The organism is Enterobacter sp. WPR_3_1, from assembly GCF_003635055.1.
GTDB classification, from domain to species: Bacteria; Pseudomonadota; Gammaproteobacteria; order Enterobacterales; family Enterobacteriaceae; genus Enterobacter; species Enterobacter ludwigii.
Genome location: NZ_RBXU01000008.1, coordinates 268289 through 293609, shown reverse-complemented (window position 1 = coordinate 293609; position 25321 = coordinate 268289). Strand labels below are relative to the sequence as shown.

At 58.5% G+C, this 25321-nt stretch carries 24 protein-coding genes; 10 read left to right on the top strand and 14 right to left on the bottom strand.

What is annotated here, in order from left to right; genetic code table 11:
• Nucleotides 1–38: 38 nt before the first annotated feature.
• Both nrdB and yfaE read left to right on the top strand, forming a co-directional pair.
• A complete protein-coding gene (gene nrdB / locus BJ887_RS03200; protein WP_014170966.1) occupies nt 39–1169 on the top strand; it encodes a class Ia ribonucleoside-diphosphate reductase subunit beta in 1131 nt (376 codons plus the stop codon).
• Entirely contained in the window at nt 1169–1423 is a 255-nt protein-coding gene (gene yfaE / locus BJ887_RS03195; RefSeq protein ID WP_014170967.1) for a class I ribonucleotide reductase maintenance protein YfaE, read from the top strand. Before nrdB ends, yfaE begins: the two co-directional genes overlap by 1 nt.
• Nucleotides 1424–1471: 48 nt before the next feature.
• On the opposite strand, the gene glpQ is transcribed toward yfaE, so the two are convergent.
• Nucleotides 1472–2524 (bottom strand): glycerophosphodiester phosphodiesterase, encoded by a 1053-nt coding sequence (glpQ, locus tag BJ887_RS03190; RefSeq protein ID WP_032678598.1) that lies wholly within the window; start codon nt 2522–2524, stop codon nt 1472–1474.
• 11 nt (nt 2525–2535) lie between these two features.
• Nucleotides 2536–3888: a glycerol-3-phosphate transporter gene (glpT, locus tag BJ887_RS03185; RefSeq protein WP_025203601.1), complete on the bottom strand. Its 1353-nt coding sequence runs from the start codon at nt 3886–3888 to the stop codon at nt 2536–2538.
• Nucleotides 3889–4143: 255 nt separating this feature from the next.
• Between glpT and glpA the strand changes: the two genes are divergently transcribed.
• Genes glpA through glpC form a run of 3 tightly spaced genes read left to right on the top strand, consistent with a single transcriptional unit; the run spans nt 4144 to nt 8166 of the window.
• The gene (gene glpA, locus BJ887_RS03180) at nt 4144–5772 is read left to right on the top strand and encodes an anaerobic glycerol-3-phosphate dehydrogenase subunit A (protein ID WP_121339244.1); all 1629 of its coding nucleotides are present in this window, start codon (nt 4144–4146) and stop codon (nt 5770–5772) included.
• Nucleotides 5762–6979, top strand: coding sequence for a glycerol-3-phosphate dehydrogenase subunit GlpB (gene glpB, locus BJ887_RS03175; RefSeq protein ID WP_047742954.1), 1218 nt, complete (start codon nt 5762–5764; stop codon nt 6977–6979). Before glpA ends, glpB begins: the two co-directional genes overlap by 11 nt.
• Nucleotides 6976–8166: an anaerobic glycerol-3-phosphate dehydrogenase subunit GlpC gene (gene glpC, locus BJ887_RS03170; RefSeq protein WP_014170972.1), complete on the top strand. Its 1191-nt coding sequence runs from the start codon at nt 6976–6978 to the stop codon at nt 8164–8166. Before glpB ends, glpC begins: the two co-directional genes overlap by 4 nt.
• 33 nt (nt 8167–8199) lie before the next feature.
• Here glpC and BJ887_RS03165 read toward each other — a convergent pair whose 3' ends face one another.
• The 4 genes from BJ887_RS03165 to tctD form a co-directional block, all read right to left on the bottom strand.
• Nucleotides 8200–9399, bottom strand: a complete 1200-nt coding sequence (locus BJ887_RS03165; protein ID WP_014170973.1) for a nicotinamide mononucleotide deamidase-related protein YfaY — start codon at nt 9397–9399, stop codon at nt 8200–8202.
• Between the two features lie 94 nt (nt 9400–9493).
• Nucleotides 9494–10033, bottom strand: a complete 540-nt coding sequence (locus BJ887_RS03160; RefSeq protein WP_020883156.1) for a YfaZ family outer membrane protein — start codon at nt 10031–10033, stop codon at nt 9494–9496.
• 129 nt (nt 10034–10162) lie between these two features.
• The gene (locus tag BJ887_RS03155) at nt 10163–11572 is read right to left on the bottom strand and encodes a sensor histidine kinase (protein ID WP_121339242.1); all 1410 of its coding nucleotides are present in this window, start codon (nt 11570–11572) and stop codon (nt 10163–10165) included.
• Complete coding sequence (tctD, locus tag BJ887_RS03150) at nt 11559–12233, bottom strand: transcriptional regulator TctD (protein WP_014170976.1); 675 nt, start codon at nt 12231–12233, stop codon at nt 11559–11561. Before tctD ends, BJ887_RS03155 begins: the two co-directional genes overlap by 14 nt.
• Nucleotides 12234–12383: 150 nt before the next feature.
• Here tctD and BJ887_RS03145 point away from each other — a divergent pair, with 150 nt between their 5' ends.
• The 3 genes from BJ887_RS03145 to BJ887_RS03135 are packed head-to-tail and all read left to right on the top strand — an operon-like array spanning nt 12384 to nt 15333.
• Nucleotides 12384–13364: a tripartite tricarboxylate transporter substrate binding protein gene (locus BJ887_RS03145; RefSeq protein ID WP_014170977.1), complete on the top strand. Its 981-nt coding sequence runs from the start codon at nt 12384–12386 to the stop codon at nt 13362–13364.
• Nucleotides 13365–13375: 11 nt separating this feature from the next.
• The gene (locus tag BJ887_RS03140; RefSeq protein WP_121339240.1) at nt 13376–13807 is read left to right on the top strand and encodes a tripartite tricarboxylate transporter TctB family protein; all 432 of its coding nucleotides are present in this window, start codon (nt 13376–13378) and stop codon (nt 13805–13807) included.
• Nucleotides 13808–13818: 11 nt separating this feature from the next.
• Nucleotides 13819–15333: a tripartite tricarboxylate transporter permease gene (locus BJ887_RS03135; RefSeq protein ID WP_014170979.1), complete on the top strand. Its 1515-nt coding sequence runs from the start codon at nt 13819–13821 to the stop codon at nt 15331–15333.
• Here BJ887_RS03135 and menE read toward each other — a convergent pair whose 3' ends face one another.
• The 8 genes from menE to BJ887_RS03095 form a co-directional block, all read right to left on the bottom strand.
• Nucleotides 15334–16695 (bottom strand): o-succinylbenzoate--CoA ligase, encoded by a 1362-nt coding sequence (gene menE, locus BJ887_RS03130; protein WP_106503365.1) that lies wholly within the window; start codon nt 16693–16695, stop codon nt 15334–15336.
• Nucleotides 16692–17657, bottom strand: a complete 966-nt coding sequence (gene menC / locus BJ887_RS03125; protein WP_121339238.1) for an o-succinylbenzoate synthase — start codon at nt 17655–17657, stop codon at nt 16692–16694. The genes menE and menC overlap by 4 nt, the downstream gene beginning before the upstream one ends.
• The gene (gene menB / locus BJ887_RS03120; protein WP_014170982.1) at nt 17657–18514 is read right to left on the bottom strand and encodes a 1,4-dihydroxy-2-naphthoyl-CoA synthase; all 858 of its coding nucleotides are present in this window, start codon (nt 18512–18514) and stop codon (nt 17657–17659) included. The genes menC and menB overlap by 1 nt, the downstream gene beginning before the upstream one ends.
• On the bottom strand, nt 18511–19287 hold the full coding sequence (gene menH / locus BJ887_RS03115; RefSeq protein WP_121339237.1) for a 2-succinyl-6-hydroxy-2,4-cyclohexadiene-1-carboxylate synthase: 777 nt from the start codon (nt 19285–19287) through the stop codon (nt 18511–18513). Before menH ends, menB begins: the two co-directional genes overlap by 4 nt.
• The gene (gene menD / locus BJ887_RS03110) at nt 19284–20954 is read right to left on the bottom strand and encodes a 2-succinyl-5-enolpyruvyl-6-hydroxy-3-cyclohexene-1-carboxylic-acid synthase (RefSeq protein WP_121339235.1); all 1671 of its coding nucleotides are present in this window, start codon (nt 20952–20954) and stop codon (nt 19284–19286) included. The genes menH and menD overlap by 4 nt, the downstream gene beginning before the upstream one ends.
• 88 nt (nt 20955–21042) lie before the next feature.
• A complete protein-coding gene (gene menF / locus BJ887_RS03105; RefSeq protein ID WP_121339234.1) occupies nt 21043–22338 on the bottom strand; it encodes an isochorismate synthase MenF in 1296 nt (431 codons plus the stop codon).
• A 95-nt stretch (nt 22339–22433) separates the two neighbouring features.
• Nucleotides 22434–22739, bottom strand: coding sequence for a stress response protein ElaB (gene elaB / locus BJ887_RS03100; protein WP_020883147.1), 306 nt, complete (start codon nt 22737–22739; stop codon nt 22434–22436).
• A gap of 53 nt (nt 22740–22792) precedes the next feature.
• The gene (locus BJ887_RS03095; protein WP_014170987.1) at nt 22793–23254 is read right to left on the bottom strand and encodes a GNAT family N-acetyltransferase; all 462 of its coding nucleotides are present in this window, start codon (nt 23252–23254) and stop codon (nt 22793–22795) included.
• 70 nt (nt 23255–23324) lie between these two features.
• Between BJ887_RS03095 and rbn the strand changes: the two genes are divergently transcribed.
• Together rbn and BJ887_RS03085 are read left to right on the top strand one after the other, a co-directional pair.
• The gene (rbn, locus tag BJ887_RS03090) at nt 23325–24242 is read left to right on the top strand and encodes a ribonuclease BN (RefSeq protein ID WP_121339232.1); all 918 of its coding nucleotides are present in this window, start codon (nt 23325–23327) and stop codon (nt 24240–24242) included.
• A 64-nt stretch (nt 24243–24306) separates the two neighbouring features.
• Complete coding sequence (locus BJ887_RS03085; protein ID WP_014170989.1) at nt 24307–25311, top strand: chemotaxis protein; 1005 nt, start codon at nt 24307–24309, stop codon at nt 25309–25311.
• The last annotated feature ends 10 nt before the right edge of the window (nt 25312–25321 follow it).

The following is a 25321-nucleotide window of genomic DNA, read 5'->3' as shown; positions in this document are numbered from 1 at the left end:
TATCCCCGCCTTTATTTCGTAAGACAGGACTCCAATTCATGGCATACACCACCTTTTCACAGACGAAAAACGACCAGCTCAAAGAGCCGATGTTCTTCGGGCAACCGGTCAACGTGGCACGCTACGATCAGCAAAAATATGACATCTTCGAAAAGCTGATTGAAAAGCAACTCTCCTTCTTCTGGCGCCCGGAAGAAGTTGACGTCTCTCGCGATCGTATCGATTTCCAGGCGTTGCCGGAGCACGAAAAGCATATCTTCATCAGCAACCTGAAGTACCAGACGCTGCTGGACTCCATTCAGGGCCGTAGCCCGAACGTGGCGCTGCTGCCGCTGATCTCCATTCCGGAGCTGGAAACCTGGGTGGAAACCTGGGCGTTTTCTGAGACCATCCACTCCCGCTCTTACACCCACATTATCCGCAACATCGTTAACGATCCGGCGGTGGTGTTTGACGATATCGTCACTAACGAGCAGATCCAGAAACGTGCTGAAGGTATTGCGCACTACTACGACGAACTGATCGAGATGACCAGCTACTGGCATCTGCTGGGCGAAGGCACCCACACCGTGAACGGCAAAACCGTCACCGTGAGCCTGCGCGCGCTGAAGAAACAGCTTTACCTGTGCCTGATGAGCGTTAACGCACTGGAAGCCATCCGCTTCTACGTGAGCTTCGCCTGCTCCTTCGCGTTTGCGGAACGCAAGCTGATGGAAGGTAATGCCAAAATCATCCGTCTGATCGCCCGTGACGAAGCCCTGCACCTGACCGGCACCCAGCATATGCTGAACCTGCTGCGCAGCGGTACAGACGATCCGGAGATGGCTGAGATTGCCGAAGAGTGCAAACAGGAGTGCTATGACCTGTTCGTGCTGGCCGCTCAGCAGGAGAAAGAGTGGGCAGACTACCTGTTCCGCGACGGCTCCATGATTGGCCTGAACAAAGACATCCTGTGCCAGTATGTTGAGTACATCACCAACATCCGTATGCAGGCAGTCGGGCTTGAGCTGCCGTTCAAAACCCGCTCTAACCCAATTCCGTGGATCAACACCTGGCTGGTATCCGATAACGTGCAGGTTGCGCCACAGGAAGTGGAAGTCAGTTCTTATCTGGTCGGGCAGATTGACTCTGAAGTTAACACCGACGACCTGAGCGACTTCCAGCTCTGATGAGCCGCGTAACGCTTAGCCTTTCCGGTACCGAAGTGCTGTGCCGGGAAGAACACCCTTCCCTGTTGATTGCGCTTGAGGCGCATCAGGTTGAAGTGGAGTATCAATGCCGCTCAGGCTATTGCGGATCATGTCGCTGCCGTTTAGTCGCCGGACAAGTGGACTGGCTGACCGAACCGCTGGCCTTCATCAACGAAGGTGAAATTTTGCCCTGCTGCTGCCGGGCAAAAGGCGATATAGAGATTGAGATGTAAACCGCCCCTCCGGGCGACATAAAAAAGGGCCTTACGGCCCTTTTTCTTTTACTTCAAAAACTGCACGGCTTTATCGGGGAAATCGGTGAACAGCCCGTCCACCCCGGCCTGGTTATACAGCACGTCGTACAGCTGGTTTACGTCCGTCGCATAAGCCGGTAGCTGGTCCGCACGCACCGTATACGGATGAACCTGCATATGACTGGCGTGCGCCTCTTTCACCATTGCCGTCAGCTTGACGTGGCCTGGCGTTGAGCCTTCCGCCACCAGCATATGGTAATCCGGTCCGATACCGTCGGCGTACTGCGCGATCTGTTTCATTGCGCCCGGCTTAAACATCCAGTCGTAGTTGTAATTCACCCACGTGCCGTCGGGCTGTTTCTCCTGAGTTTCATTCCAGTCGGTGTAGGCAATCAGCTGTACCAGATTGAGATCCATCCCTCTCTTTGGCGCCAGCTCGGTTTTGATGCGCTTCAGCTCAGCGGCGTCAAAACACTGCAGATAGACTTTGTCGCGCTTGCTGGTGTAGCCGTACTTTTTCAGCACGTCCAGCGTCTTCGCGGCAATGTCCTTCCCTTCCTGATGGTGGAACCACGGCGCTTTTATCTCCGGGTAGATGCCGATGTTTTTCCCGGTTGAGTGGTTCAGTCCCTGAACAAACTCAATCTCTTCTTCGAAGGTATGAATGCGAAAATCAGATTTACCCATCGGGAAACGTCCCGGATAGACCTGCACCTTCTTGCCGTTTTCAACCTCGAAACCCTCGGTAAACTTCAGCGAACGAATCTCATCCAGCGTAAAGTCAATGGCGTAGTAGCGACCATCTTTGCGGGCGCGGGCCGGAAAACGCTCAGCCACGTCCGTCACGCGGTCAAGATAGTGGTCATGAAGGACGACCAGCTGGTCGTCACGGGTCATCACCAGATCCTGCTCGAGATAATCTGCCCCCTGCGCATAGGCCATCGCTTTTGCCGGGAGCGTGTGCTCTGGCAGATAGCCGCTTGCGCCGCGATGGGCGATAACCATTTTCTCGTTAGCCAGCGCTGAGCCTGTCATCAGGCCCGCCAGCAGCAGGCCCGTTGCTACGTAAGTTAATTTCATCAGCCTTCTCCTTATTGACGACGCGCCTGCATTTCGGCGTGATGACGTTTTTCACCAATCATCACCACAATCAACAGCAGCACCGCCAGCACGCTACCGCCAATCATCACCATAAAGCCGCCGTCCCAGCCGAAGAAGTCAACGGTGTAGCCCACAATGGCGCTCGCCGCGACCGAACCGCCCAGGTAACCGAACAGACCGGTAAAGCCGGCCGCCGTACCTGCCGCTTTCTTCGGCGCCAGCTCCAGGGCATGCAGACCAATCAGCATAACCGGGCCGTAAATCAGGAAGCCAATGACGATCATACAGGCCATATCGATTGACGGGTTACCCGGCGGGTTGAGCCAGTAAACCACGGTGGCAATGGTCACCAGCGTCATAAAGAAGACGCCCGTCGCACCACGGTTACCCCGGAACACTTTGTCCGACATCCAGCCGCAAATCAGCGTCCCCGGGATCCCGGCGTACTCATAGAGGAAGTAAGCCCAGGAGGATTTATCCAGCGCGAAATGCTTCACCTCTTTCAGATAGGTAGGTGACCAGTCGAGGATGCCGTAACGCAGCAGGTACACGAAGACGTTGGCCACCGCGATATACCACAGCAGTTTGTTGGGCAGGACGTACTTCATGAAGATCTGTTTGGCCGTCAGCTCTTCTTCATGCTGCTCGCTGTAATCATCCGGATAGTCGTTTTTGTACTCTTCAATCGGCGGCAGGCCACAGGACTGCGGCGTGTCACGCATCAGGGCGAAAGCGATAACCGCCACCAGAATGGCACCAAAGGCAGGCATATAAAGCGCGGCTTTCCAGTCGTTAAACCACGCCATCCCCAGCAGGAACAGCAGAGGTGGAATACCACCACCGACGTTATGCGCGCAGTTCCACACCGACACGATGCCGCCACGCTCTTTCTGCGACCACCAGTGCACCATGGTGCGCCCGCACGGCGGCCACCCCATTCCCTGGAACCAGCCACAGAGGAACAGCAGCACGAACATCACGGCGATGCTGGAGGTTGCCCATGGCACAAAGCCCATGAACAGCATCACCGCTGCCGCCAGGATCAGACCCGCAGGCAGGAACACGCGTGGATTCGAGCGATCGGACACTGAACCCATGATGAATTTGGAAAAACCGTAGGCGATAGAGATCCCCGACAGCGCGAACCCCAGATCGCCACGAGAAAAGCCCTGTTCCACCAGATACGGCATGGCGAGCGCAAAGTTTTTACGTACCAGGTAGTACGCCGCGTACCCGAAGAAGATCCCCAGGAAGATTTGCCAACGCAGACGACGGTATAGCGGATCAATTTCTGCCTCTGGCAGACGCGCCCGATGCGGCGCAGGTTTGAAGATACTGAGCATGACAGCCTCCGTGGCCAGGTATTGAATTTACAGGGGTTTAACTGCCCCACACTCCAGAGAGGCGGCGATGTTAAGAAATCACGGTGATTGTTACTGTGAATCAACGCACAAATTGTTACAGAAATATGACAATGTGCGCAGAAAAGCGCATGGAATCACGTTTCACTTTCGAATTTCGTTCGTTTATGTTCGAAATCAAACAAACCACAGTTTTGATGTGGCTAAATGGTAAAAAACGAACACAGAGGGATAACAATGACAATTCACGATCCTCGCTACAGCGATGTGATTATCATTGGCGGTGGCGCGACCGGCGCCGGCATCGCACGCGACTGCGCCCTGCGTGGGCTGAGCGTCACGCTTCTGGAGCGCCATGACATTGCGACGGGCGCAACCGGGCGCAATCATGGCCTGCTGCACAGTGGTGCCCGTTACGCGGTGACCGACCCCGAATCCGCGCGGGAATGCATTGCTGAAAACCAGATCCTGAGACGCATTGCCCGCCACTGCATTGAACCGACCAACGGTCTGTTCATTACGCTTCCCGAAGACGATCTCGCATTTCAGCCAACCTTTGTGACCGCCTGCCGCGCTGCAGGGATTGAGGCTGACGTCATCGACCCCGAACTCGCGCGTCGTCTGGAACCGTCTGTCAACCCGGCCCTTATCGGTGCGGTGAAGGTCCCGGACGGCACGGTTGACCCTTTCCGCCTGACCGCCGCGAACATGCTGGACGCCCGTGAACACGGCGCACAGGTTCTGACCGGGCAGGAAGTGACCGGGCTTATCCGTGAAGGGAACCGCGTCTGCGGCGTACGTGTTTTTGATACGCAGTATAAGGAGCATGGCGAACTGTACGCCGCCGTGGTGGTCAACGCGGCGGGGATCTGGGGGCAACGCATCGCGGAGTACGCCGAGCTGTCTGTGCGCATGTTCCCGGCAAAAGGCTCGCTGCTGATCCTCGACCACCGCATTAACAACCACGTGATCAACCGCTGCCGTAAACCTTCTGATGCCGACATCCTGGTGCCGGGCGATACCATTTCGCTTATCGGCACCACCTCAACCCACGTGGACTATAGCGAGATTGATTACAACCGCGTGACCGCCGACGAGGTGGATATCCTGCTGCGCGAAGGGGAAAAGCTGGCCCCTGTGATGGCGCAGACCCGAATTCTTCGCGCCTATGCCGGCGTGCGCCCTCTGGTGGCGAGCGATAACGACCCGAGCGGGCGCAACGTCAGCCGTGGCATCGTGCTGCTCGACCACGCCGCGCGCGATGGCCTGGACGGGTTTATCACCATCACCGGCGGCAAGCTGATGACCTACCGCCTGATGGCCGAGTGGGCAACCGATGCCGTCTGTCGCAAGCTGGGTAACAGCGAACGGTGTGTGACCGCAGAGCAACCTCTGCCCGGCTCGCGTCAGTCCACCGAGAAAACGCTGCAAAAAATAATCTCCCTTTCCGCCCCCCTGCGCGGTTCCGCCATCTACCGCCACGGAGACCGCACGCCGGTCTGGCTGGGGGAAGGACGGCTGAGCCGTAGCCTGGTGTGTGAATGCGAAGCCGTCACGGCGGGTGAAGTGCAATACGCCGTGGAGAATCTGACCGTCAACAGCCTGCTTGATTTACGTCGGCGCACCCGCGTGGGCATGGGCACCTGCCAGGGTGAGCTGTGCGCCTGCCGTGCCGCCGGGTTGTTACAACGTTTTCATACCACCACTGCCACCCAGTCGCTGGCACAACTCAGTGATTTCCTGAACGAACGCTGGAAAGGTATTCAGCCTGTCGCCTGGGGTGATGCCCTGCGTGAAAGCGAGTTTACCCGCTGGGTCTACCAGGGGCTGTGCGGTCTTGAGAAGGAGCAACAGGATGAAATTTGATACCGTGATTGTCGGTGGTGGGCTGGCGGGTCTGCTCTGTGGTATCAGGCTAACGAAGCAGGGGCTGCGCTGCGCCATCATCACCCGGGGCCAGAGCGCATTGCACTTCTCGTCGGGTTCGCTGGATCTGCTGGATGAGGCGTATCGCGATGCCCTGCCGCCAGAGCATCCCTATAACCTGACGGGCAGAGACACCGTCGACCGCTTCGCCCATGAAGCCGAAACCCTTCTGGCCGAGTGCGGTGCACGGCTGCAGGGTAACGCCCGGAAAAATCATCATCGGGTTACCCCGCTCGGCACCCTGCGCTCTGCCTGGCTCAGCCCGGAAGAGGTGCCTGTTGCCCCCTTTAACGCAGGGCGGGTCCTGGTCGTGGGTATTAGCGGTTTTCTTGATTTTCAGCCCCACCTCGCTGCGGCATCACTCTGTCGCCAGGGCGTGAATGCACACACGGCTGAGATAGAGCTTCCTGAGCTTGACGTCCTGCGCGACAACCCGAGCGAGTTTCGCGCGGTGAATATTGCCCGTTTTCTCGACAACGACGATAAATGGCCGCTGCTGTATGCCGCGCTTCGGCCACTGGCCGAAGGTTGCGACACGCTGTTTATGCCCGCCTGCTTTGGCTTAAGCGACAACCGGCTCTGGCGCTGGCTCTCGGATCGCCTGCCCTGCTCGCTTGGCCTGCTGCCGACGCTTCCCCCTTCTGTCCCCGGCATTCGCCTGCATACCCAGCTTCAGCGGCGGTTTATCGCTCAGGGTGGCGTGTGGATGGCGGGTGACGAGGTGAAAAAAATCACCCTGACGGATGGCTCGGTGAGCGAAGTCTGGACGCGTAATCACGCTGATATTCCGCTTCGCGCGCGTTATACGGTGCTGGCAAGCGGCAGTTTCTTCAGCAACGGGCTGCTGAGCCGTCGGGACGGCATCCAGGAGGCCATTATGGGGCTGGATGTCCGGCAAACGCCCTCCCGCGCGGACTGGTATCAGAGTGATTTCTTCACCCCACAACCCTGGCAGCAGTTCGGCGTGATTGTCGATAAGCAACTGCACCCGCAACTTTCTGGTCAGCCGGTCAGTAATCTCTATGCCATTGGCTCTCTTCTGGGGGGATACGATCCCATCGCTCAGGGTTGCGGCGGCGGGGTCTGCGCCATCACGGCGCTGTATGTGGCAGAGCAAATTGGCCAGCGCATGGAGGCTGAGCAATGAACGATACCCGGTTTGAAAGCTGCATCAAATGCACAGTTTGTACCACCGTCTGCCCGGTCAGCGGTGTGAATCCGCGCTACCCGGGCCCGAAACAGGCCGGACCTGACGGCGAGCGCCTGCGTCTTAAAGACGGTGCGCTGTACGATGAGGCGCTGAAATACTGCATCAACTGTAAACGTTGCGAAGTGGCCTGTCCGTCGGACGTGAAAATCGGCGATATCATCCAGCGAGCCCGCGCGCGTTACAGCACGCAAAAGCCGTCCCTGCGCGATGCGATCCTGAGTCACACCGACCTGATGGGCAGTGTCTCCACGCCTTTTGCCCCGCTGGTGAATGCTGCAACGTCTCTCAAGCCGGTGCGAAAACTGCTGGATGCGACGCTAAAGATAGACCACCACCGCAGCCTGCCAAAATACTCTCACGGTACCTTCCGGCGCTGGTATACATCCGTGGCAGCGGAACAGGCGCAGTACACCGATCAGGTCGCGTTCTTCCACGGCTGCTATGTCAACTACAACCACCCGCAACTGGGAAAAGATCTGCTGAAGGTACTCAACGCGATGGGGACCGGCGTGCAGCTCCTGAATAAAGAGAAGTGCTGCGGTGTGCCGTTGATTGCCAACGGTTTTACCGATAAGGCGCGCAGACAGGCCAAAAGCAACGTCACGTCCCTGCGCGAGGCCATCGTTGATAAAGGAATTCCGGTGCTGGCCACCTCGTCCACCTGTACCTTCACCCTGCGTGATGAGTATCCGCACCTGCTGGACGTGGATAACACCGGTCTGCGCGAGCACATTGAGCTGGCGACGCGTTTCCTGTGGCGCAAACTGGACAGCGGGCAGACGCTGCCGCTGCGGGAACTACCGCTGAAAGTGGTGTATCACACACCGTGTCATATGGAAAAAATGGGCTGGTCGCTCTATACGCTTGAGCTGTTGCGGCTCATTCCGGGGCTGGAGCTGACGGTGCTGGACTCGCGCTGCTGCGGCATCGCGGGCACTTACGGTTTTAAGCGAGAAAACTACGAAACGTCACAGGCGATCGGCGCCCCGCTGTTTCGCCAGATTGAAGAGAGCGGCGCAGATATCGTGGTCACCGACTGCGAAACCTGCAAGTGGCAGATAGAGATGTCTACCAGCAAGCGCTGCGAGCATCCGATCACTCTGCTGGCGAAGGCGCTGGGCTAAACCGTGCCGGGGCAAAACGCCCCGGCAAAGGCATCACTCAACAAACAGCGATTCGACAACATTAATCCAGCCGTGCTCGCTGGCCACCTCTTTACCCTTCAGCCAGCGGCGCAGCATGTTCAGCGCCATCATGGCGCAGACCTCCTGACGTACCGCCAGACTGTGGCGAGTAATGCTCATTTTAACCCGCAAAGCATACGTGCCTTCCGGCGTCGCCAGCGCAAAGTTGAGATGTTCCTCATCCAGCCCCCCCACAAACAGCGCCAGGCCAGCAAAATGTTTCACCCTTCTTTCCGAAGCCCAGCGCGCGGTCTGCGCCAGCGTTTCCTGCTGGAACGGCACCACTTCACTGGCTAACAGCGGCGCACTGGCGCGCGACAGCTGCAGCGCCAGCAGGCCGCCGGTGAACTGTTCACTTAAGGTCACGCTCAGCTGCCGAGACTGCAGATGTGACGCAATCTGCGCCGGCAGCCCCTCGGTGCCTTCAAAGATCAGGCTTTCACCTGCCACGCGCTGCACCTCCGGCCAGAGCGCCAGCATCGCCGCCTTCTCTGAGGCCGGCCCTGTCAGCTTGAGTTCAATGATGGGCATGGAGGAGCGGTAGCCCATTGAGACACCGGGTGGCAGGGAGAGATGATCAAGACTCTGGGCCAGATCGCTTTCGGAGCGGCCAAACGTGGTCAGACGCAGGCAGAGCGGAGGCTCAGGCAGGGTAAAACGTTCGCGAAGGCGCGGCAGGATCTGCTGCTCGACCATCACTTTAAATTCTGACGGTACGCCCGGCGTGAAGAACATCAGGCAGCGGTTCAGCGTAATGGCAAACCCACACGCAGTACCCACGGGGTTATCGACCAGTTCGGCGCTGGCGGGAATTTCCGCCTGCTTGCGGTTGCTGGGTGCCATAACACGGCCACGTTCGGAGAAGAAACGCTCCATCTGCGCCAGCCACTCTTCATGCAGCACCAGCCCTTCACCTTTTGCGGTCGCGGCGGCCAGGGCGCTGAGATCGTCGCTGGTGGGACCGAGCCCGCCGTTCACAATCAACACGTCGGCGTGTTCGCTACGCTCGCGCAGCACATTCACCAGTGACTCAAGATTGTCGCCCACCGTATTGCGACGCGTTAACGGTAATCCTTGCTCAAAGAAAAGATCGGCAAGCCAGGCAGCATTGGTATCAATAATTTGTCCATGCAGCACTTCGTCGCCGGTGGATAACATCTCCACGTTAATCATTGTGTTCTCCCGCTTATATGGTCAAAACACTATAGCGCAAATGGATGTCGGGAGAAGAGAGAAACTGGCGCGACAGAATGCCGCGCCGGCGTGATTAGAACCCTGCGCTGACCCCCACGTACGGGCCGTCAGCCAGTGCGTTGTCGCGGTTGCCGTCTTTACCCGCCAGGTTCAGATAGCGATAGCCTGCTTCAATCGTAATCGGACGCATGATGGTCCAGCGCGCGCCCGCGTTGGCTTCTTCATAGCTGTCGATACCGCTGGAGAGCGAATCCGGTGAGTAGTAATACTCGCCGAACAGGCCGAAGCTATCACCAATTTTCCACTGCAGGCCGCCGCCTACCGCCGCCGCATAACCTTCATCGCCGTCGTTCGGGTTAGTGTAAATTCCCTTACCGCCCACGGTGGCCAGGAACGGGCCAAGCGGAATGTTCAGACCCAGGCCGAGACTTGCCGCATCGCCATCGTCATCGTTATGTGTCCAGCCGCCGGTCATCGCCAGACCGGAGGTCTCGGTCCCAAGGCCAAAGCCGAGGTGAGTATAATCCTGACCCGCCGAGCCGTTGAAGCTGATGGCGTTCGCCGCCGAAGAAACAACCATCAGGCCTAAGCCCACTAATGCCACTTTTTTCATTGTCGTGATCCCGCACAATTTTATAGAGAAGTCCCAAAACCGCGAGATTTTAACCTGAGTCGCCCGGGGATCAAGCACTCTGCGTGCGGCAGGCGAGTAGTTTGTAACGATTTGATACCCGGTGTTTTTTTACGTGAGCAGCAGAAAACGCATTTTAACGCTCAGGCCACCCAGCGTTTCGCTGCGCGTCAGCTGCAAAGGACTTCGGTGCAGACGGGCAATATCAGCGGCCAGCGCCAGCCCGATCCCTGACCCGGCGGCATCTCCGACGTTATCCAGCCGGTGGAAAGGCAGCATCGCCTGCTGGATCTGGTCCTTTTCGATGCCCGGACCACTGTCCTCCACGCTCAGCTCAACGGCGCCCTGGTCCGTTCGTAGGAACACGGTCACTGTCCCTTCTGCAGGGGTATATTTGATCGCATTCTCCAGCAGGTTGGCGCACAACTCCCCCAGCAGCACGTCATCGCCTTCGATCATGACCGGCTGTTGCCGACCGTCATAGCCCAGGTCAATCGCTTTACTGCGCGCCTGCGCCAGCCGGGAGAAGCAGCAGTTTTGCACCACCTGAACCAAATCCACCGGCGCAAACTGGCCCTCCCCCTGCTCCTTACGCTTCACAGCGGAAAGCTGCAGCAGCCGTTCGGTCAGTACAATGGTGTCATCCAGGGTCGCATTCATTGCCCGCAGGCTCTCCTGCCACAGGGCGGGATCCTGACGCATCAGGGCAACGGAGACCTGGGTTTTCAGCACCGCCAGCGGGGTTTTGAGCTGATGCGAGGCATCCGCGTTGAAACGTTCCTGACGCGACAGCACGCCGCGCAGCCTGTCGATATAGCGGTTGAACGCCACAATCAGCAGCCGGGTCTCAGACCAGGGCAACAACTCCGGCAGCGGCGCGAGCAGGCCTGGATCACGACGCACCATCAACGAAGAGAGCTGGCGCATTGGGCGCAGTACGCGACGCAACAACCACGCGGTCAACACCAGGGTCAGCAGCACCAGCAATCCCTGAGAGACCCATGATGAAAAGAGCAACTGACTGGCGAGATAACGGCGGGACTGGAGCGTCTCCGCGACATAAATCTCCGCCATGCCGACGATATTCCCTTCATTGACGGGCTGCAGCAGACGCGCGACACGGATCGCCTGCCCGCGATATTCGGTGTGATAAAACCAGGCCAGCGCCGGATAGAGCGTGGTGCGGGATGTTGCCGGGGGCATCCGGGGCAGATCGTCATAACCGGAGATCACCCGCCCGTCGGGATCAACCACTTTATAATAGAGCCGGTCGTTCATATTGAGTTCAAAGCTGTCGAGCACCACCCAGGGAACATTCACGCCCAGCCTGCCGTCGTGAACCTCCAGCCGCTCCGATATTGTTCGGGCAGAGGATAACAGCGTGCGGTCGTAAGCCTGCGTGGCTGCCTGCAATGCGCTGACATAGCTGTTAAATGCCGACAACCCCCACAGCAACAGCAACGGAAGCCCAAGAAACAGCAGCAGCTGCAGGTAAAGCGACTGCGGCTTAACCCACCTCATCGCCGCACTCCAGCACATAACCCAGTCCGCGAAGGGTGGTGACCCTCACGCCGCTACCGCTGAGCTTTTTGCGCAGACGATGAATATAGAGATCGATACTCTCCGGGCTGACGTCGTCATTCAGGCTAAACACCTGATCGAACAGCTGCTGCCGGGAAACGGGGCGGGTCCGGCGATGCATCAACACCTTCAGCAGCGACAGTTCACGCGGCGTGAGCGACAGAGGCTCGTCGCGCAGCAGGAAAAAGCCTTCGTCGTCATATTCCAGCTCCCCAAGGCGCTGACGCTCCTGCGTTCGCCCTTCGCTTCTGCGCAACAGGGCGCGCAGCCGCGCGTCAAGCTCCTCCAGCTCAAACGGTTTCGGCAGATAATCATCCGCCCCGGCGTTGAGCCCTTTCACCCGGTCCGCCACGTTACTGCGCGCGGTGAGAAACAGGACGGGCAGCGTCTGACCGCGTTTACGCAGACGATGCACGACCTCCAGACCGTCAAAGCCGGGCATTCCGATGTCCAGAATGGCAACCGCATAGCTTTCTCCCTGCAGCAGATGGTCGGCAGCGCGCCCGTCAGAAACGCAGTCCACGGCAAAGCCCTCCTGCACCAGCGCTTTCTCCAGCCAGTGAGCCAGCTCACGATTATCTTCCGCCAGTAAGAGACGCATATCACATCCTGTAAAGTTGGTGTCGCTTTGAAAGGGAAATGAAAGGTTATTGTTTTAACAATCACGCAACGGAACCGCTACAAGGTGGTTCACATAATCAGAAAAAAGACCCGTACCCGTACTCCCGGAACTCCGGCGTGAGGATAAACGATGAAAAAACAACTACTTTCGACTCTTGCTGCAAGCGTATTGATGATAAGTGCCTCTGTCGTTCAGGCGCAGGATGCCCCGTCCCGCACCGAGTGCATCGCGCCGGCGAAACCCGGCGGCGGTTTCGATCTCACCTGCAAACTCATTCAGGTCAGCATGCTGGAGACCGGCGCTATCGCAAAACCCATGCGCGTGACCTATATGCCCGGCGGCGTGGGTGCCGTTGCGTACAACGCGATTGTCGCGCAACGCCCTGCGGAAGCCGGCACGGTGGTGGCTTTCTCCGGTGGCTCGCTGTTGAACTTGTCTCAGGGGAAGTTTGGCCGCTACGGCGTGGATGACGTGCGCTGGCTGGCAACCGTCGGTACCGACTACGGCATGATTGCCGTGCGCGCGGATTCACCCTGGAAATCCCTGAAAGACCTGCTGACCGCCATGGAAAAAGATCCGAACAGCGTGGTGATTGGCGCCGGTGCCTCCATCGGCAGCCAGGACTGGATGAAAGCCGCCCTGCTGGCACAGCAGGCGAAGGTTGATCCTCACAAGATGCGCTACGTGGCGTTTGAAGGGGGCGGCGAACCGGTGACGGCGCTGATGGGAAATCACGTTCAGGCGGTATCTGGCGATCTCAGTGAAATGGTGCCCTACCTGAACGGCGATAAAATCCGCGTGCTGGCGGTCTTCTCTGAGAACCGCCTGCCGGGCCAGCTGGCGAACGTCCCTACCGCAAAAGAACAGGGTTATGACCTGGTCTGGCCGATTATCCGCGGTTTCTTCGTCGGGCCAAAAGTGACCGATGCCGAATATCAGTGGTGGGTCGAAACCTTCAATAAACTCCAGCAGACCGAAGCGTTTAAAAAGCAGCGCGATCTGCGCGGGCTGTTTGAGTTCAACCTGAGCGGCAAACCGCTGGATGAGTACGTCAAAAAACAGGTCAATGACTATCGCGAACAGGCGAAAGCCTTTGGCCTTGCCAAATAACCGGAGGCGGTATGAGCGATCGTATTTTTGCCGGGATTTGGCTGCTGCTCTGCGTCGGTGGGATGTTCGTCGCCTGGCAGATCCACAGCGAGTACAGCTATGAACCGGTGGGGCCGCGCCCCTTCCCGATGGGCATTGTTGGACTGATGCTGCTCTGCTCAGTGGCCCTGCTGCTCCGTCATCCGGATACCGTAGAGTGGCCACCGCGCCGTATTCTGCAGCGTCTGCTGGTGATGGTCATTGTTCTGCTGATGTACGCCTGGGGTTTTGAGTGGCTCGGCTTTCCGGTGGCAACCGCCATCCTGACGATGGTGATCGGCATGCTGTTTAACGCCACCCTCCCGGCGGCGGGGATTTCCGGCGCGGTAATGGGGGTCTTGCTGTGGTTTGTCTTTGACCGCCTGCTGGATGTGACCTTACCGCTCGGCGCATGGTTTAATTAACGGAGCACGCTATGGATACCTGGATTTATCTCTCGCAGGGGTTCGCCGTGGCGATGACCCCGGAAAACCTGGTGATAGCCCTGATCGGCTGCTTTGTCGGGACCATTGTGGGTCTGCTGCCCGGCCTTGGGCCGATTAACGGCGTTGCCATTTTACTCCCGCTGGCGTTTGCCCTGCATCTGCCTGCGGAATCGGCGCTGATCCTGCTGGCGACGGTGTATATCGGCTGTGAATATGGCGGGCGTATTTCCTCCATCCTGCTGAACGTGCCCGGCGATGCGGCGGCCATTATGACCGCGCTGGATGGCTACCCGATGGCACGGCAGGGTCGCGGTGGCGTGGCGCTGTCCATCTCCGCGGTCAGTTCATTTTGTGGTTCGCTGATTGCCATCGGCGGTATCATTCTGTTTGCCCCAGCGCTGGCCCAGTGGTCGCTGGCGTTTGGTCCGGCAGAGTATTTTGCGCTGATGGTCTTTGCCATCGCCTGTCTCGGCAGCATGATGGCGCAGAATCCGCTGAAATCGTTTTTGTCCGCGCTGATTGGCTTAGGGTTAGCCACCGTCGGCGTGGATGCCAACACCGGGGTTTATCGCTTTACCTTTGACAGCGTGCACCTTTCCGACGGCGTGCAGTTTATCGTGGTCGTGATTGGCCTGTTCTCGGTCTCTGAAATTTTATTGATGCTGGAACATACCAGCAGCGGACAGACGCTGGTGCGTAAAACGGGCCGCATGCTTTTCAGTGCCAAAGAGGGCGCACAGTGTATCGGCGCGACGCTGCGTTCGTCGGTGATTGGCTTCTTCGTCGGCATTCTGCCGGGGGCCGGGGCCACCATCGCCAGCGCCATCACTTACATGACCGAGAAAAAGCTCAGCGGCAACAGTGACAGCTTCGGCAAGGGGGACATTCGCGGGGTAGCGGCACCAGAGGCTGCGAATAACGCCTCGGCCTGCGGTTCGTTTATCCCGATGCTGACCCTTGGCGTGCCGGGCTCGGGCACCACGGCGGTGATGATGGGCGCGCTGACGCTCTATAACATTACGCCAGGACCGGCCATGTTTACCGAGCAGCCGGATATTGTCTGGGGGCTGATTGCAGCGCTGCTGATCGCCAACGTGATGCTGCTGGTCATGAACATTCCGCTGATTGGTCTGTTCACCCGGATGCTGACAATTCCCCTGTGGTTCCTGGTGCCGGCTATCGCGGCCGTCTCTGCGGTGGGGGTGTATGCGGTACACAGCACCACTTTCGATCTGGTGCTGATGGTGCTGCTTGGCGTACTGGGCTACATCCTGCGAAAGATGCACTTCCCGATGTCGCCGCTGATTTTAGGCTTTGTGCTGGGAGAGATGCTGGAGCAGAACCTGCGCCGCGCCTTGTCCATCAGCAACGGCAATATGTCTATTCTGTGGGACAGCAGCGTGACGAAGGTGCTGTTAGCGATGGCCATTCTGGTGATTGTGGTTCCGCCGGTATTGCGTCTGCTGCGTCGCCGCCAGCGCAAACCGGCACCGGATATCGGTTGATTATCCTTTCAACAGACGGGTGACCCACTGTTTTAATGCCTGGCGGGAGATCTTAATCCCGCCATTTTTAAGCTCTGCCGGCAGCATCAGCCAGTGCACTGGCTGCTCAAAGCGCGCCAGTTTGCCCTGTACCCATGCCGGGAAGCCGGTGATATCGGTTCCCGGTTCACACTCCACCACCGCCACCGGACGCTGACCGAACTCGGCGTCATCGAGTGGGACGATAAACGCCTGGTTTATCTGCGGATGGCGGGCAATAACCCGCTCAAGGCTTTCCGGCTGGATCCCTTCGCCCCCGCTGAAAAAGAGGTTGTCCATTCGGCCAAGGATCGTCAGGCGCCCGTCATGCCATTCCCCGCGATCGCGGGTGGCAAACCAGCCCTGTGCATTGGTCAGCGGAATCAATGCACCGTCCCGCCAGTAACCTGCGGCCATACTTTGCGCTTTGATCCACACTTCACCGTCAACCACCCGCACCTCTCTGCCCGGCAGCGCAGCGCCGACGTCCGGTTCACCGTCCGCCTCTTTGGCACAAACCGTTGAGGCAAACTCCGTCAGACCGTAGCCACAGAAAGTGCGGATCCCCCGCTGGCTCGCCTGCTGAGTCAGGTCAACGGGGATCGCGGCCCCGCCAAGCAGTACGGCTTTCAGCGCGACAGGCTGATGTGCATTAAGCAGACGCCAGAGCTGCGTCGGTACCAGTGAGGCATGCGTACAGCCCTGCAGGGCCTGCGCCAGCGGCTGCTTCTCGCGGACGGTTAAGCGCGCGCCAGCCTGCAGCCAGCGCCACAAAATCCCCTGCCCGGAGACATGAAACAGCGGCAGGGAGAGCAGCCAGTCGTCTTCATCGCCGTAGGGCATCAGCGAAAGCACGCCGCGCGCACTGGCAAGATGGGCGGCACAGGTATGGACCGCCGCCTTGGGTAAACCGGTTGAACCGGATGTCAGCGTCATGGAAGCCAGCCGCGATGGTTGCCACGCCACGCGACACCCGCCCGGCGCCTCGCGCATACTGAGCGCGACCAGCCCGTCGTAGACGCCGTCCAGCACCAGGGCAAAGCGCAGCGTCATCTGCGGGAGCAACACGTCCAGCAACGGGTGCGGCAGTTGCGGGTTAACGGGAAGAATACGTGCCCCGCACTGAAGCAATGCCAGCCACGCCATCAGGGTTTGCGGGTGATTATGCGCCAGCAGCAGTACGCCGTCGCCCTCCTGCACACCCTGCAGCTGAAAGCCTGCGGCCAGTCTGTCGATGCGCGCACACAGCTGTTGCCAGCTGAGCGTCTCATCGTTCAGCCTCAGGGCCGGTTTATCAGCATACTGCGCGCACCAGTGTCGCCACGGCCAGTCGGTAAAACTCATAGCAACGGCTCCAGCCCCTCAACGTCAAGGAGCGGCAGCGTGCTGTCTGGCCACGGACGGATAAGCTGATTTTGCATCAGGTTCAGCGTATCGAGACCGGGGACAGTGTCTGGCGTTAACCAGGCGGCAACGCGCGCCAGTTGCGTCAGCCCCAGGCTGGACTCAATCGAAGAGCTGATGACCGCCGTCAGCCCGGCGGCATGGGCCGCCGCGACCTGCTCACGTACCTTAGCAAGGCTGCCGGTCAACGTCGGTTTAATGACCACCGCGCGGACACCCGGTTCGGCGACAAACGCAAAGCCGTCTTCACGCAGGCTTTCATCCCACGCGATGGCAATGCCGGTTTCACGGGCAAACGCCCGGGAATCGTCGCGGGTTTTACACGGCTCTTCCAGAAACGCGATACGACTGCGGTACGCCGGGTTTACGTACTTCGCGAACTGCTGCGCCTTCAGCGGCGTCCAGGCGCGGTTAGCATCCAGACGCAGATGCAGGTCGGGCAATGCTTCCAGTAAGAGGTTAGCGACCATCCCATCGCGCACCGCTTCATAGAGACCGACTTTGATTTTCGCCACTTTCTCGCCCGGCATGGCGGCGAGCAACGCAAACAGTTCATCCGGATCGCCCGTACAGAGCGGTGCCGCGCGGTAATTAGCCTCTGCAGGCAAGCTACCATCCAGCTCCGCCAGCGCGCAGCTAATACCAAAAGCCGCGGAAGGCACCTCCGGCAACGCCGGGTTCGCGCCCTCACGCCACTCACTGGCCCACGCCAGCAATACCGTCTGCGCGTCATCCAGCGATTCAAGGCTAAAGCCCGGCAGCGGCGAAATCTCGCCCCAGCCTTCCTGCTCGCCCTGCTGCAGATGCACCAGCATGCCATCACGGGTTTTTAACCGCCGTTCACGCAGCACCACGCCCGCGTCCATCGGTATCTGCCAGCGGTAAACCTGCGCGCGACGCATTACGGATTCCGTTTATATTTGCTGAAGTCAGGCTGGCGTTTTTCGTTAAAGGCGTTGCGACCTTCCTGCCCTTCTTCGGTCATGTAGAACAGCATGGTGGCGTTACCTGCCAGCTCCTGCAGACCTGCCTGACCGTCACAGTCGGCATTCAGGGCCGCTTTCAGGCAGCGCAGCGCCATTGGGCTGTTTTGCAGCATTTCACGACACCAGCGCACGGTCTCTTTCTCGAGGTCGGCAATTGGCACCACGGTGTTCACCAGGCCCATATCCAGCGCTTCCTGAGCAGTATACTGACGGCACAGGAACCAGATTTCGCGGGCTTTTTTCTGACCGACAATGCGAGCCATGTAGGAAGCCCCCCAGCCACCATCGAACGACCCCACTTTCGGGCCCGTCTGGCCAAAGATGGCGTTCTCTGCGGCAATGGTCAGGTCACACATCATGTGAAGCACATGGCCGCCGCCGATGGAGTAGCCTGCCACCATCGCCACTACCGGTTTTGGACAGGTGCGGATCTGGCGCTGGAAATCGAGCACGTTCAGGTGGTGAACGCCAGAGTCATCCTGGTATCCGCCGTAATCGCCGCGCACTTTCTGATCGCCACCGGCACAGAACGCTTTTTCACCTTCGCCGGTCAGGACGATAACACCGATGTTGTCGTCATAGCGCGCGTCTGCCAGCGCCTGAATCATCTCTTTGACGGTCAGCGGACGGAACGCGTTACGCACCTGCGGGCGGTTGATGGTGATTTTGGCAATGCCGTCTGCGGATTTGTGGTAACGAATGTCGGAGTAACCTTCGGAGCAGTCTTGCCATTCAACCGGCGCATAGAGCATGTGTTCATCAGGATAGATCATAGAGAGTCCTTTATTCGAAGACGCAGTATCTGAGCCAGACTCGCAGCAACCGCAGCGGGGTTTTCCCGGTGGGCGTTGTGTCCGGCATGGGGAATCGCATGGCGTACGGCGTGCAGTTCAGCCGCAAGGGCTTTGAACTTCTCATCACGTTCACCATATAAATAATCAAAAGCGACGTTGCAGGCGCTCAGTGCCGGACGCAAATCAGGCTGCACGGCCAGCGAGGTGGCCTCGAGCATCATCGCCAGAGTCGCGCCATTGTTCTGGCTACGCAGGCGAATAAGCGCCTGCCGCTGAACGTCCGTCAGGGAAGCAAATACAGGTTGTCGGTACCAGTCGGTGAAAACCACGTCGAGCGCCTCGGTACGAAAGCGCCGCGCCCAGCGGCGATCGGATGCCAGCCGCGCACTCCGCTCACCGGCATCCTGTAGCCCGGGATGGCCGCCTTCCACAATAATGCCCTTCAGCCCCTCTGGCTGCTGGCAGGCATGGAACATCGCAATGCGGCCGCCGAGGGAGTACCCCACCAGCCAGAAATTCAGTATGTTGTAACTAAGCAGGGTTCGGGTCAGCAAATCGCTCATCTCCTCGAACCCGGTTACGCCAGTATTGCCGGATTCACCGTGCCCCGGCAGGTCGAGATACAGCTGCGGGTAATCGCTCAGCGCCGCCCCGACCGTCTGCCACTCGCGGCAATCCCCGGAAAAACCGTGCAAAAACACCAGCCAGGGATAACCTGGCTTTCCAGCCTGCTGCACGCCCGCGAGGATCACAGGTGGCTTACCTGGGCCAGCAGGCTTTGCAGTTTCTGCGCGCCGTCAGCATCGTTCACCACCAGTTCGATCAGCGTCGCACCGGGCTGTCGCCAGGCGCTGCTCAGGGCCGCATCAAGCGCTTCCCAGCTTTCCGGGCGATGGTATTTCAGGCTGAACATTGCCGCGGCGTGTTCAAACTGCACGTTCTGCGGCATCAGATAGAAACGCTCACGTTCGCTCTGCGGGGTGGGCAGCAGGGAGAAAATCTGTCCACCGTTGTTGTTAACCACAATCAGCACAAACGGTGCCGAAACCTGACGCAGCAGCGCCAGGGCATTGAGGTCGTACAGCGCGGAGAGATCGCCAACGATCGCCAGCGTAGACTTCGCGCTGGCACGCTGTACGCCCGCCGCCGTGGAGATCAACCCGTCAATGCCGCTGGCCCCCCGGTTACTGTAGACCGGGTAACCGGCTGGCAGCTTTGAAAAGGCATCTATCAGGCGAACCACCAGGCTGTTGCCGACAAACAGCTGCCCCTGCTCGGGCAGATACTGACGAATACGGTGTGCCAGCCCGGCCTCACTGAACGCTTCGCAGCTCGCCTGGGTTAACGCCCAGGCCTGTTCCGAAAGCGCCGGGATCGCAACGGCCCAGGGCTTGCGTTTTTCAGCCGGATGGAGCGCAAGCCAGGCATCAATCTCACTGACCAGACGACGACCACGATGGTGCGCCGGGTCGAGCCGCCCGTCCAGCGAGTCCACCAGCCAGTACTCTTCTGGATCACAGGTAGCCTGCCACTGCAGTAACCGTTTACCGGTCAGGCTTGAGCCGAGCTGGACAATAATCTGCGCCTGCGAAAGCTCGGTGACCGCCTTCGCATTCCCCAGCCAGAGATCGGCACACGGCAGCGGCTGACCGGTCTGGGAAAGTACGTCGCCAATCAGCGGCCAGCCAAGGGTTTGCGCCCATTCCGCAACCAGCTTGCCTTGCGCGGCGCTCATGCGCCCGGCAACCACCACGCCACGTTTCTGCCGCCAGAAGAACCAGTCACGTTGTCTGGCGCTTTCAGGATGCGGTTGTGCACGCAGCCACGGCTTTTCACTTTGCCACCACTCACCCAGGGTGCGCTGCCATTCAAGACCGGTGTCATCCATTTCGCCATACAGCGGTTCGGCAAACGGACAGTTAATATGCAGCGCCCCGCTGCGCAGTGTCCCGATGGCATGATCGATTGTCGAGACCAGCCAGCTTGCCGGAATATCCTGAGTAGGACGCGGTAGCGCGATTGCCTGTGAAGGGTGCGAGGCAAAGATGCCCGGCTGACGAATGGCCTGGTTGGCGCCACAGTCGATAAGCTCGGGGGGACGATCCGCGGTCAGCAGGATCAGTTTCTCCCCGGTTAATCCGGCTTCGATCAGCGCCGGATAGAGGTTTGCCACCGCGGTACCGGAGGTCACAATCACCGCCACAGGCTCGTTGCTGGCTTTCGCCAGCCCCAGCGCCAGATGGCCAAGCCCGCGTTCATCAAAATGAGTGTGGTGAATAAATGCCCGGTTTTCAGCGGCCGCCAGCGTCAGCGGGGTTGAACGAGAACCCGGTGCAATACACACGTGCCTGACGCCATGGCGAGTCAGGGCTTCAAGGATCACCGCCGCCCAGCGTCGGTTAAAAGAACTTACTGACATGAGATTGTCCGGTATCAAGAATGCGACACAGTATAAATAATAGAAAAAATTGGAATTTTGATATGAATCGGGATTGCGCGAATCAGTCTTAATCCCTTAGGAGCAGAGAGCGCAGTCCGGCCGCTTTGTTTTCTATCTCCTGCCACTCCTGCTCCGGGTCAGAGCCGCTGACAATTCCCGCCCCGGCGTACAGCCGCAGGGCGTCTTCGTAAACACGGGCAGAACGCAACGCCACGCAGAACTCGCTTTGTTCAGGGGATAAATACCCGGCAGAACCGGCGTACCACTCGCGGTCGAACGGCTCGTTGTGGTGGATAAAGTCGCGCGCCGCCTGACGCGGCAGACCGGCGACGGCCGCCGTGGGCTGCAGAACATGCAGGCATTGTGCATCGTCAGCGTGTTTGAGCTCGGTCCAGATACAGCGACGCAGATGCTGTACTTTACGCAGCCGTACAACCTGGGCGGGCAGCACCTCCAGCGTCTGGGTATGGTGCTGGAGCCGCTGGCAAATATCTTCCACCACCAGCATATTTTCACGCTGATTTTTGTCGTCGTTCATCAGCCAGTCGCCCAGCCGTTCGGCCTGTTTATCATCGGTATGGCTGGCGACGGTGCCTGCCAACGCTTCCGTGCGCAGCAGCTTGCCGCGTCTGCGCCACAGGCGCTCGGGGGTCGAGCCGAGAAACGCGTTGCTGGCATCGAACACCATGCAGAAATGGTAGCAGTTCAGGTTCAGGGCGCGGCTGGCAGCCATCAGCGCGACAGGGTTAACAGAGTGCTTAAACTGCAGGTCGGTTGCCCGGGCGAGCACCACCTTTTCAAAATCACCGCGTGCGATGGTCTGGGTTGCCTTGCGGATAAGGCGCAGCCATTCGGGTTGTTCCGGATGATGCTTTTCCTGCACAACCTCAACGGACAGTGGACGAATGGGTCTCGCCTCACCGAGTTGCTGGAGAAAATCCAGCGCGGCGCGGGCATCATCGTGAAGTGAACTGTCGCTACACAGCTGCAGGCGTAACGTGGCCTGTCCGGCGGTACGTCGCCACAGCAGACGCGGTAAAAACAGACTGCCCTGCTCGGGATTAAACGCATTCAGGCCGCAGATACGCGTGTCGCGGGCCGCATCATGCGCCTGCAAAAACTGTGAGGCACATGCCAGAGAGGAGAAATGCGCGACGGCGCCAAGCGCAGCAAGCTCTTCATCACCGTTACGCTGTTGCCAGTAAAACTGAGGATAGCAATGCTGAACACCCAGCCAGGCCAGGGGATCGAAGGCGTCGTTTAACGGGAAAGAGACGTCGAAGTGATGTAAACCGGGTGCAGTGGGTAACGCTTGCGTAAGCCGGCTACGCAGATGCTCCAGCGCGGTGGAAATCGAATTCACGCGAACCTCTCCCTGTTAAAACCGCATATTATACGGGGTACTGACCATAAATAACAGTACCCACGTATAGGGAGTGGTTAACCGTATAAGGAACGTTAACGGCGGGCTAAAAGCAGCCCCAGCACCAGTCCGACAGCTGCCCCTACCCCGATGCCTTGCCATGGTTTTTCATGGACGTAATCATCGGCACGGTATACCGCCTTTTTCGCGCGGTAATAGTAATTGTCCGAAGCATGGCTGACGCGATTTTTAACATCATCCAGCGCTTTTTCGGCACGGGCTTTCAGCTCAATATATTTCTGATCGGCAGGGTCGCCCGACGAACGTAACACCTCTTCCAGCGTTTCGCTCAGCAAGGCCAGGTCGTCATCGATACGGGTATCCCAGGATTGAAATGACATATTTTTCTCCATGTTAGTACACCAGTCCGCTAACTATAGCCAACGACTCGCCATTACGCCTGTTTCGCTTCCCGCGCCATGCCGATGTGTGGAATACCGTCCTCATCGTACACGTCCGTCACGGGCGTAAACCCAAAATGCCCGTAAAACGGTTGCAGGTGCGCCTGCGCGCCCAGATATAACGCCTTGTCCGGCCACTGTTTTTGGCACGCTTCCAGCGTTTTTTCCATCAGCTGATAGCCCAGTTTTTCACCACGCGCGTTGCCGCTGATAATCACGCGACCAATCACGACAGGCTCAAAATCGTCTTCGCTTTTCAGAATCCTCGCATACGCCACCAGCGCGTTGTCCCGCCAGCCAAGAATATGGCGATTCTCGCCAATAAGATCATCGCCATCGATATCCTGATACGGACAGGTTTGTTCAACAACAAACACTTCGCAGCGCAGTTTGAGCAGCGCGTAAAGTGACGTTACCGTGAGCTCACTATGGTGTAAATCTTGCCACTGGATCATGTCAGTCTCCTTCCTGGGTTCATCACGTTATACTAAACCCCTCCCCGTTCGGCAAAGGGCTGATTACGTTATGGAACTGATTTTTCTCGGTACGTCCGCTGGAGTGCCAACCCGATCACGAAATGTGACCGCGATTCTGCTGGATTTGCAGCACCCGACGCGGGGTGGATTATGGCTTTTTGACTGCGGTGAAGGGACGCAGCATCAGCTGTTACATACCCCGTATCATCCCGGCAAACTGGATAAAATTTTCATTACCCATCTGCATGGCGACCATCTGTTTGGCCTGCCTGGCCTGCTGTGCAGCCGCTCAATGGCGGGCAATGCCAACCCGCTGACGATTTACGGGCCTGCGGGTATCCGGGAATTTGTCGACACCACGCTGCGTCTGAGCGGCTCATGGACAGATTATCCCCTGGAGGTGGTGGAGATAACCGCCGGTCTGGTCCTGGATGACGGGGTTTATCGGGTGACAGCCCAACCCCTGAGCCATCCGGTGGAGTGCTATGGTTATCGCATTGAGGAGCAGAATAAACCCGGTGCGCTCAATGCGTCGGCGTTACTGGCCGACGGAATAAAACCCGGGCCGCTGTTCCAGCGCCTGAAGCAGGGCGAAACCGTGACGCTGGAAGACGGGCGCGTCATCAACGGGCAGGATTACCTCGCCGCCCCGCAGCCCGGGAAAAAACTGGCGATTTTTGGCGACACGGCCCCGTGCCCGGCGGCGTTGCTGCTGGCACAGGGTGTGGATCTCATGGTGCATGAAGCCACCCTCGAGGCGGCGATGGAAGAGAAAGCCAACAGCCGGGGCCATAGCTCTACGCACCAGGCGGCGCAGCTTGCGCGTGACGCGGGCGTCGGGAAACTGATCGTCACCCATGTCAGCTCGCGCTACGACGCCCGGGGCTGTGAACGCCTGCTGGCAGAGTGCCGTGAACGGTTCCAGGAATGTGAGCTGGCCGAAGATTTCGCTAAGGTCAGCGTTTAGTCCTTCATTTTTCTCTCAGAGTGCCGATAACGATTAAAAGGTCAGCATTTCTCTCGAGGGTAGAATGGATAATTTCCAGAAAGATATTGATGACAGGGCGAATCTCACCCTGTCGAACCGTTTTGAACTGTTGCTGTTCCGTCTTGGCACCTCTCTGAACGCAAATAAATCCGAGCTGTTTGGCATTAACGTCTTTAAGCTGCGTGAAATTGTGCCGATGCCAGAGTTCACGAAACCCGCCGGGATGAAATCACCGCTGATGGGCATGGTGAATATTCGCGATCAGGTTATCCCGGTAATCGACCTGGCTGCCGTGGCGGGCTGTAAGCCAACCACCGGGCTGAACATCCTGCTGATCACGGAATATGCCCGCAGCGTGCAGGCTTTTGCGGTGGAATCCGTTGAGAACATCATGCGTCTTGACTGGAAGCAGGTGCACGCGGCGGAAACTGCCGTCAGCGGGCGGTACATCACCAGTATCGCCTGTCTGGATGAGAAGACCGATACCAATGAGCTGGCGATGGTGCTCGACGTTGAGCAGATCCTGTATGACATCACCCCGGCCAACCACGACCTGCATGCCACGGATCTGAAGACCACGAAATTCCACATCAAGCCCGGTGCCGTCGCGATTGTCGCCGAAGACTCTAAAGTGGCACGCTCGATGCTGGAAAAAGGTCTGCAGGCGATGGAGATCCCGGCGCAGCTGCATATCACCGGCAAAGACGCGTGGGAGAAAATTAGCGTGCTGGCGGCACAGGCTCAGGCTGAAGGTGTGCCGATTACCGATAAGATTGCACTGGTGCTGACCGACCTGGAAATGCCGGAGATGGACGGCTTTACCCTGACGCGTAAAATCAAAACCGACCCACTGTTGAAAGATATTCCGGTGGTGATCCACTCTTCCCTCTCCGGCAATGCTAACGAAGATCATATTCGCAAGGTGAAAGCCGACGGTTACGTGGCAAAGTTTGAACTCAATGAACTGTCGTCAGTCATTGAAGAAGTCCTGGATCGGTCAATGAAGAAGATTGACGGTCCGCTGATTAGCCGTAAACAGCTGGCTTAACTTTCAGCAG